The organism is Hydrogenovibrio sp. SC-1, from assembly GCF_002848135.1.
Classification (GTDB): Bacteria; Pseudomonadota; Gammaproteobacteria; order Thiomicrospirales; family Thiomicrospiraceae; genus Hydrogenovibrio.
This window is the reverse complement of the sequence record NZ_PKGB01000034.1, coordinates 1-7177: the sequence shown is the minus strand read 5'-3', so window position 1 is coordinate 7177 and position 7177 is coordinate 1. Positions and strand designations below refer to the sequence as shown.

Annotated in this window: 11 protein-coding genes and 1 pseudogene; 6 read left to right on the top strand and 6 right to left on the bottom strand. The window is 37.2% G+C overall.

The window, feature by feature from the left end; all coding sequences use genetic code 11:
- Together CYQ88_RS11310 and CYQ88_RS11305 are read right to left on the bottom strand one after the other, a co-directional pair.
- The coding region (locus CYQ88_RS11310; RefSeq protein ID WP_143483798.1) for a hypothetical protein at positions 1 to 344 on the bottom strand (344 nt) is incomplete at its 3' end.
- 57 nt (positions 345 to 401) lie between these two features.
- Positions 402 to 662, bottom strand: coding sequence for a hypothetical protein (locus tag CYQ88_RS11305; protein WP_101841441.1), 261 nt, complete (start codon positions 660 to 662; stop codon positions 402 to 404).
- 384 nt (positions 663 to 1046) lie between these two features.
- Here CYQ88_RS11305 and CYQ88_RS11645 point away from each other — a divergent pair.
- A pseudogene (locus CYQ88_RS11645) lies at positions 1047 to 1342 on the top strand (IS3 family transposase); the annotation flags it as partial.
- 75 nt (positions 1343 to 1417) lie between these two features.
- Complete coding sequence (locus tag CYQ88_RS11295) at positions 1418 to 2389, top strand: thymidylate synthase (protein WP_101841440.1); 972 nt, start codon at positions 1418 to 1420, stop codon at positions 2387 to 2389.
- Here CYQ88_RS11295 and CYQ88_RS11290 read toward each other — a convergent pair.
- Positions 2386 to 2727: a helix-turn-helix domain-containing protein gene (locus CYQ88_RS11290; protein ID WP_101841439.1), complete on the bottom strand. Its 342-nt coding sequence runs from the start codon at positions 2725 to 2727 to the stop codon at positions 2386 to 2388. The two genes, CYQ88_RS11295 and CYQ88_RS11290, sit on opposite strands and share 4 nt — an antisense overlap.
- Positions 2728 to 2780: 53 nt before the next feature.
- Between CYQ88_RS11290 and CYQ88_RS11285 the strand changes: the two genes are divergently transcribed.
- The 3 genes from CYQ88_RS11285 to CYQ88_RS11275 are packed head-to-tail and all read left to right on the top strand — an operon-like array spanning position 2781 to position 4857.
- Positions 2781 to 3092 carry a DUF4031 domain-containing protein gene (locus CYQ88_RS11285; RefSeq protein ID WP_101841438.1) on the top strand — a complete coding sequence of 104 codons (312 nt, stop codon included), beginning with the start codon at positions 2781 to 2783 and terminating at the stop codon, positions 3090 to 3092.
- A 20-nt stretch (positions 3093 to 3112) separates the two neighbouring features.
- A complete protein-coding gene (locus CYQ88_RS11280; RefSeq protein WP_199170202.1) occupies positions 3113 to 3919 on the top strand; it encodes a hypothetical protein in 807 nt (268 codons plus the stop codon).
- Positions 3916 to 4857: a hypothetical protein gene (locus CYQ88_RS11275; protein ID WP_143483797.1), complete on the top strand. Its 942-nt coding sequence runs from the start codon at positions 3916 to 3918 to the stop codon at positions 4855 to 4857. Before CYQ88_RS11280 ends, CYQ88_RS11275 begins: the two co-directional genes overlap by 4 nt.
- On the opposite strand, the gene CYQ88_RS11270 is transcribed toward CYQ88_RS11275, so the two are convergent.
- Positions 4858 to 5934: an ImmA/IrrE family metallo-endopeptidase gene (locus tag CYQ88_RS11270; RefSeq protein WP_101841436.1), complete on the bottom strand. Its 1077-nt coding sequence runs from the start codon at positions 5932 to 5934 to the stop codon at positions 4858 to 4860.
- Positions 5935 to 5948: 14 nt separating this feature from the next.
- Positions 5949 to 6284, bottom strand: a complete 336-nt coding sequence (locus CYQ88_RS11265) for a hypothetical protein (protein WP_101841435.1) — start codon at positions 6282 to 6284, stop codon at positions 5949 to 5951.
- Between the two features lie 154 nt (positions 6285 to 6438).
- Between CYQ88_RS11265 and CYQ88_RS11720 the strand changes: the two genes are divergently transcribed.
- A complete protein-coding gene (locus tag CYQ88_RS11720; RefSeq protein ID WP_143483799.1) occupies positions 6439 to 6573 on the top strand; it encodes a helix-turn-helix domain-containing protein in 135 nt (44 codons plus the stop codon).
- Here CYQ88_RS11720 and CYQ88_RS11260 read toward each other — a convergent pair.
- On the bottom strand, positions 6558 to 7118 hold the full coding sequence (locus CYQ88_RS11260) for a hypothetical protein (protein ID WP_101841434.1): 561 nt from the start codon (positions 7116 to 7118) through the stop codon (positions 6558 to 6560). The genes CYQ88_RS11720 and CYQ88_RS11260 overlap by 16 nt on opposite strands.
- Between the last annotated feature and the right edge of the window lie 59 nt (positions 7119 to 7177).

The window sequence follows — 7177 nt, the reverse complement described above, 5'->3', positions numbered from 1 at the left end:
AAAACATATAAATCAATAGCATCATAATATCCTCGCTTACAATGCTTGTATGCTTCTATGAGATTTGCTTTCTTGGTTTGTGGCTCTACACCGTCTAAAGCAGCTTTTAATATGTGGTGTCCAGCATATCTTAGTTGATTGATTGGTTGTGCCATTGTTGAAGGTAAGATGTTTGCAAGTATGCGAATTAATTTTTCGGTCTCTAAATACCAAATATTGATAGTCGAAAAGTCAATTTCATCTTCTTTTTCTGAAGAGACATTAATAGTTTTAATATCTTCTAATGCTTGACTTTCAATAAGTTCTATTAGTTGCTTTGAAGGAGAAAGGGGTGACTTAGCCATTAACCTGATTTCTTGATTTTTATAATAGTATTTTATTAAGTTATTGAAAAAGCACTATTAACTATTAGCAAGTTCGTTAAGATCATTCATAGAAGCTAAAGCTTTTCCATGCAACTCTTGGCTTGTTAAGAAATCTGTGTGGCAGTTAGACTTACCTTCAGGCAACACTACAACTTGACCTAAACTTCTATGATCTGAATCGCGCATCATGTACAAACGCTCAAATTCGTAGTTATCAGTAACTGAATTATTAATGTACGAATTCTTTATTTGATCGTATCCAGATAAAGACTCAACAAAAGTTCTATAAAATGACATCGTCCTGAAGGCTCATAAAATTATTTTAATAAAGTTTAGAAAAGAATGCGGACTATATTGTAAAAAATAAAGATTGTCAAATTTTCATATAATTTATACATTTTTTGGTAAAAAAAGCTAGTTTTTTCAAAAAAACGTAAAACAAGCAAACAAATTGGAGTTATTCCTGTACTAAGGATTAAACAAGTAACCATAATCATACTTATAACTACCTGGAAAATCAAGTTCGAAATAAAGATGTACTTACGAAGCTCACGAATCACTACCAATTTGAAATATCATTGAAAGATTTCCTGCTCAAATTTTTTTCACTATATGTACACACATTTCCATAACCCCTCGATTTTCCCGGGACCTTGCTTTAAATGCTTTTATGGCAGAAGGAAGCACAACCCTGATAATAAAGTTACGATGCATACTGACTAAGGTAGTCAATATACCAGCCATGATTTGAGTCATTTCCTAAAATTTCATAATTTGGAAGTCAGCATGCGTCGCAGAGATAATTGTCATTATAATGAAGTTGCTGAGAGCTTTTTTCAGTTATTGAAACGAGAACGGGTTAAGAAAAAGGTATAAAAAATCGGGATGAAACACAGCAAGTCATTTTTGATTACATTGAAATGTTTTACAATCCCAAAAGGCATCATTCTTGGAACAACCAACTTTCACCGGTTTAATTCGAGAAGCAGTACGAAATTAGGCTAAAAAGCCTCTAGAATCTTAGTGGCGTTTCATTAAAAGGGGGAATATGCGTGCAAAAATATTTTGAAGCGGACACTCTAGACGATTTAATGTTTGACGTTTTTAAAACCCTTCTTTCAAGTGAAAACAAAATTGAGGCAACTAGAGGCCTAATGACAGAAATATTGGGTGCAACGTTGGTCCTCAAAAACCCACGATCAAGATTGAGTCGAAGTGAAACTAAAGGGAAGGTATTTAGCGCATTTGGTGAGCTATTTTGGTACTTAACAGGTCAGAACAGACTGGATTTTATTGTCTATTATGTTGGTCGACATTACGTTAACGAGTCTGATGATGAAGAAACCGTTAGAAGTGGGTATGGCGAAAGGCTTTTCAACTCGTCTGGCAGTATAAATCAAGTATCAAATGTTATAGAATTGCTTTTAAGAAAACCTAACTCTAGGCAAGCTGTCATACAACTTTTCGATGCAACAGACATCAATCAAAAGTATAAATCCATTCCTTGTACATGCACTCTCCAATTCCTTCTAAGAAATGGGAAGCTCAATTTATTCGTAAATATGCGCTCAAATGATGTCTTTTTAGGTCTTCCCCACGATATTTTTTCATTTACTATGCTACAAGAAATTGTTGCGCGCTCAATAGGGGTTGATATTGGAGTGTATCAACACTCCGTGGGAAGCTTGCATTTGTATGAAAACCGACGTGCAGACGCAAAGCAATATCTAAGCGAAGGGTTTTATGAAGAAACATCTATGAAGCCTATGCCGGAAGGGGATCCATGGTCAAGTATAGAAAAAGTTCGAAAAATTGAGGAGCAAATTAGAGCAGGTAGCCTAAAAACATTGGATTCGATAACTATTGATCCTTATTGGAAAGATGTGTGCCGGGTTTTGCTAATTCATCGCTATTTTAAGGATGAAAACTGGAGCGGATGCAAACAATTAAAGTTAGGCTTTCATGATCAAGCGTTCAATATTTTTGTCGAGGATAGATTGGCAAGGAAACAAGATAGCTGTTAATTTTCGGAAGTTTGGAGTTCAAGCTTTTCTAAAAGCCGCATCGTCTCTTCTGCAATATCACGGTGCTTTGCCGATCGACCTGCAAATAGATTTAATCTTTTTCCTAAGTCTACTCTTTTTGGCGGATTCCATATATCAATGTTCAAATAATTACATAATTTATGCAGATTTTCTGATGCCGTCTTAAACTTACCAGTCTCAAACCTTGAAAGTTGTCCACGATTAACTCCTGTCTTTTCTTCAAGATTTTCAATAGTTAAACCCATATCATGCCTTTTGATTTTTATAGCATGAGATAAATTATCTATAAGCTCTGAAGACTTGAATTTTTTTGCCATATTGCATAATATATTGCATATTATGCAATTAATAAAGAAAAAATTAGTTCTCGATGGCTATATACGTTGATAATATAAGAATTCAGTGGCGAAGTAGGAAGTGGTGTCATTTAGTGGCAGATTCACTAGATGAGTTGCATGTTTTTGCAGAGGAGTTGGGGCTGAAAAGAGCTTGGTTCCAAAAAAATGCATCATATCCTCATTATGATGTAACGATTGAAGTTCGAGCCAAAGCTTTACGGATAGGCGCACTTAAAGGAAGCAGGATTCAAATAATTAGTTGTGCAAAAAAGCTTAAGCTAGAACAAGCAGATATGGATTCAAAGATTCCTGTTCAAATATCTTTGTTCGATATGGAGCTATGAGAAATTACTGGAGAGCGTGAATGGATATTCGTGAAATTTTATTACAATTACTTCAATGCCTTGATACTCCAAAGCTTCGAGAATTAAGCGTTATACCTTGGGCATCCCCAGTACTTTCATTTGGGGATTTATCTAGCTCAAGAGTGGCTACATTAGGTTTGAATCCGAGCAATAGAGAATTTGTTGACGCTTCCGGGCATGAGTTAATGGGTTCAGAGCGACGCTTCCATACCCTAAATTCTCTCGGCATCAAGAAATGGTCAGAAGCTACAGGGGAAGATCTAGATCAAATTATTTCTTCTTGTTATGGGTATTTTGGCGGCAACTCGTATGATTCCTGGTTTCGTGCTTTGGAAAAGTTATTCATAGAGGCAAATGTTTCATACTATGGCATGTTTTCTGATGCTTGTCATTTGGATCTTGTTCCGTTTGCTACAGAAACAAAATGGGGTGAACTTTCGCTACAACAGCGTTCAAGATTGCTTGAGATGTCAGGTGATATACTGGGATGGCTATTGAGAGATTCGGGTATTGAGGTGCTAGTGCTTAATGGCAAGTCTGTTATTGAAAATCTACAGGCTATTACAGGAACTTCTTTTAAGCGTGAGATAGTCTCGGACTGGGTGCTTCCCAGAAGAAGTAGTAAAGGCGTAACAGGTTACTCTTATAAAGGGAAAATTAGCCAAGTATCCGGTGTTAAACTAGGCAGAGAGATTCTTGTTTTGGGATACAATCATAATCTCCAAAGCAGTTTTGGCGTTACTAATGAAGTGAAAACTTCTATTCAAGGGTGGATATCCCAAAATACAAGAGAGGCATTTTGTTGAAACAAAAAGATAAGCTACATTATGAAACTCAGCTCTTGGCAGGCTTGGAACGATACGAAAGAGAAGTAGGATTATTGAACGGCATTACTTACTTTGAAAATCGTCAGGCATTAATTGAACAGATTATTGATAGTATTAGGCGTGTACAATATGTTCAAGCAATTGGAAGTCAACAAATAAGCCAAGACAGAGTGGATCCAAATAGTTCTTTGTTTGACCCTTTGAAGGCCGCTGTTTTTTACAGAAATAACGGCAATCATGACGAAGCATGCTGGTTGGTTTATTTGGCCATACACTTTGGAAAACATCTTGTAGATGGTTGGCGCCTAACAAGAGATATTTACGGCGCACTAGGTATGACTAATGGGCCATTTACTTGGCAAGTAATGCAAGGGTATCCGAATGCTATCAATGATTGGTTGAGTCAGAATTATCAAGCTATGCGCAATGATGGGGTAAGCCGCCGTTTTGGAAACCATAGGAAGTATGAGACCTTACGGCCAACTTCAAAAGGTACGGGTGCCGCAGTAAGAAGTTACGTGGATTGGGTAATGCGTTATGGTAGTCATGGTGATTGGTTTGATCGATCAATTAAGACTGCTCAAGGCGATCGTAGGGAAGCATTCTCTTGGCTATATAGAACGATGAGAGTTCATAAATTTGGTAGAACTGCTAAGTTTGACTATCTTACAATGTTAGCAAAGTTAGATTTGGCTCCTATTGAGGCTAATTCGGCCTATTTGACTGGGGCAACTGGCCCGTTAAGTGGTGCTAAATTGTTATATGGTGGACGGACAACTTCTAGTTTGTCTGCGGATAAGTTAGATGCTAGTCTAATTGAGCTGGCTAAATACTTAGATATTGGTATGCAGGAAATGGAAGATGCTCTTTGTAATTGGCAGAAGAGTCCTGGGAGATACGTTGCTTTTAGAGGTTAGCTAACCTTTAGAATTCCATGTGTAACGAACTTTAAGCCTGTTTAGCATGTTGGGTGGGCATTTCTTATGAAACTGTAATTGTCCTACAACTATTCCTGGGGCAATATCAATTTTTTTAGCAAAGCGCATAATGGGCTTATATGCAATAGGAAGCGCTTTCATTTCTTTCTGATATTCAGATGGAACAAGTAAATTCGATGAAAATGCATTTGCTTCTTTTTCGTTTTCATCAGTGTTTCCATCAATGCCTTCCAAAAATAACAAATGAGAGTTGTGTAAAATCAAATGACCTGCTTCGTGGAAAAAAGTAAACCAAAAATGGTCATCTGATAAATATCTTACACTTAACATCATTAGTGCTTTATTTTTGGAAAGAAACTTTGTAGCTCCACTTGCACGACAGCCTTTTGGTGCTTTCTCTATGACGAGAGCTACCCCGCTCTTTGCACAAATCTCTTGAAGCTTAGGTAGAAATTTTGAAGGGGATTTTTCACGAGTGAGTTGTCTGATAGTAAATAGAGAATCCGAAAATTGCTCTTTATTCCAAGGGTTGCAATCTATATGTCCAGCCTTAATTTCTCCTTGGCGTAGCCAAGCCAAGGTTGCCGCTTCATCTGCTTGGAACTTTTCTGATGTTCTGAAGGCAACTAGTTTATGGCTATTTTCATAATGTTCATACCAATCAGAAACGGATGGGACATTAAAAAAATCTAGGCAAGCAGCTATTTTTTCTTTAATAGAGTTTGAATGATGTAGCCATCCACTGTTAACCATATCTTCAATTGGAAAGCTATTCACCCATTGAATATTGGTCTCTAGTCGCTTTAATGACTCCCGGTATTGGGTTTCGCGTAATTGCCAGAATGCCTCAGAAAGTCCAAAAGTTTTGCTTAATTGTAAAGCAATTTCTTCTGTTATTTCTGCAGTTCCATTAAGTAACTGATGAACTTTATCAATGGGTTGCCCTAAGTCATGGGCAAGCTCAATATCTGAAAGGCTTTTCTCAGCAAGAAGTCCTTCAATCGTTGAGCCAGGTGGGACGGCCCAGTCAGGTAAGAAATTTGTAGTTTCAGTCATGATAATAAATCCCTTCAACTATATTGAGATATATTTAGAATTTTTATACGCCTCACTCTAGACCAGTTCACTTTTTCAGTTGTATCCCTGGAGGCGTTACACCCTCTGCCAGAGGTCAAAATTAATTGCATTGATTTGTTTAAATTCATTGAAATAGAGAGTTGGTGTCCATCACTCAACTCCTCTGGTGAGCCAGGTAGACAAAAAATTTCATTGCCATCGGATATGGCTGAAAGTTCTGCCAAGCGTTGTCTGAGTGCGAGTGCAACGTCATGACCATATTTCTGCTCTGCAAGAGATTCATTTAGGCATACAGCCCGGAGTTCTTTGGTGGCAAATGCAAGTTCCAAACTTTTGAATCCCGTTGAAAATGGACATAGGTTTACAAAAGATACTTAAATTAATTCTACCACTTTTTTATACGAAGGTCTGCTTTGATTATTTAATTGAGGAGTAGTACGGTATGGTAGGGTCTGTAAACACTAGACACTTTTTAATGTAAAAATTACATTAACTGAAAAAAGTAGCAGTCACAATTACCCAGTAGCCAAAGTCGCAAAGCGACTCGGCATTTCAACGACAACACTTTATTACTGGATAAAAACTTTTTCTCAGTCCAACACCTACGAATGCGCTTGATAAAGATGATTAGTCAAAATTTCTTGAAAAAAAGCCTTTCCCGCATCCGATAAAATATATGTTTCTGAACTAGCCTTTTCCAAAAGAATGTTTCGCTTTACCAATACATTCTTAATATTATTCATTAGCCCATTCTTCATTCCAGATTTTTCAAGGAGCTCAGTCGTGTCAGGCATTTGTCCTACGGCATTAATATCTCCAACAGTCAGACCGCCATCGGATGCCGTCAGCTTCGTGAAGCGATAATTCTGTTCATTCAAGTACTTACCTAAAAGCAAAAGTAAAATATAAGCCTTCATCGTCATATCCGTCTTAAGCGTTGCCGAATCTCTACCCTGCTCTCTAATCAGAACAAACGATTCGGTTAATACAAACTCATACCCAGACATTTCAAACTGTTTTCTATAATCTTCTTCGTTCACCATGATTTCGGTAAAAAGTTCATTCTGAACAAATCTGGCGGCATTATCCAATCGATGCTTATTGATAATCTTGCCGTTCTTCAACTCTTGGTAGATTTGCTTGCTCAATCTTGCGTTATACATATTCTGACTCCAATACAGCGATAGGGATATACTCTAAGTAATAACAATTGTCTTCTATG